At 40.4% G+C, this 1,003-nt stretch carries 1 protein-coding gene and 1 pseudogene; both read right to left on the bottom strand.

Features of this window, described 5'->3' with window-relative positions; translation table 11 throughout:
* Positions 1-39: 39 nt before the first annotated feature.
* Positions 40-429: pseudogene (locus O3658_RS10580) on the bottom strand (ZmpA/ZmpB/ZmpC family metallo-endopeptidase); the annotation flags it as partial.
* A gap of 163 nt (positions 430-592) precedes the next feature.
* On the bottom strand, positions 593-1,003 hold a 411-nt coding region (locus O3658_RS10575; RefSeq protein ID WP_371561536.1), incomplete at its 5' end, for an LPXTG cell wall anchor domain-containing protein.

Raw genomic sequence — 1,003 nt, 5'->3', positions numbered from 1 at the left:
CCTAGGGATAACGCTACTTATTAAAAGTAATTTTGCAGCTTATTTGGTAAAGATAGACTGACGGAAGTCATCTGTTGTACGAAGATAAGCATTATAAATCTTTTTCTTCAGTAAGTTAACCCAGCTAGCTTCGACGCGGCTTGTAGCATTGTCAATATTACGAACATCCTCTGCTGTCGCCTCATCCATTAGCCTTTGCATATCTCTATAAGATCGAATAGTTACTTGCTTCGTACTATTTGGGTTTCTGAGTTCATACTCAATGGTAATCGGCTTCAATTTTGTCAATTTGTCAATCCGCTCTTGGTACATGGCCTTCTTAAAGGCTGCCCAAGAGTCATACTCACCTTTGAATACATTTTCTAGAACCTTCTGGTCTGTCACTAGACCAACATCTCTTCCGAGCCATCCATCCCAAGTTGTGCTGCCCTTACAGATCTTAGATTTTCTTCAACCCACTACAGTTAAAAGCTAGAGTTCCGCAATTGGGAATCTCTAGCTTTTTTGTGGCTAAGAACTATTTTGTCTCAGACTCTTTTCTAGCAATCTCATAGAATCAAAATTCTAAGATTTGCTTTATTCGAGTAATGGTTTACTCTCCTTCCTTACGTTTTTTAGAGATAAGGAGTCCTCCTGTCGCTGCTGCAAGAAGTGCTAGAGCAAGTGAAGCGCTAGATTGTTTTGTACCAGTGTTTGGCAATTCTTTCGCTCCCGCTTTCTTAGATGGTTCTTGAGCAGGTGACTCTTTAGTTGCTTCTTTAACGACTTTTTCAGATGCAAGTACTGCTACTGAACCGTCTGCAAATGTTACAACCACAGTTCCATCGTTGTTAACCTCAACATCTGTCGCTGTTGGGTTAGCTTTCTTAACTTCATTCGCTACTTTAGCTTTTTCGGCTTCTGTTAGAGATGATGGGTTTACAACTGGTGTGACTGATGGAGCATTTGCTTCTTTAGTTGGAGTTTTAACAGTTACCTTAGCTGGAACTTCATCCTTAGATCC

The organism is Streptococcus sp. 27098_8_69 (assembly GCF_041432445.1).
Classification (GTDB): domain Bacteria; phylum Bacillota; class Bacilli; order Lactobacillales; family Streptococcaceae; genus Streptococcus.
This window is presented reverse-complemented; position numbering and strand designations above follow the sequence as displayed.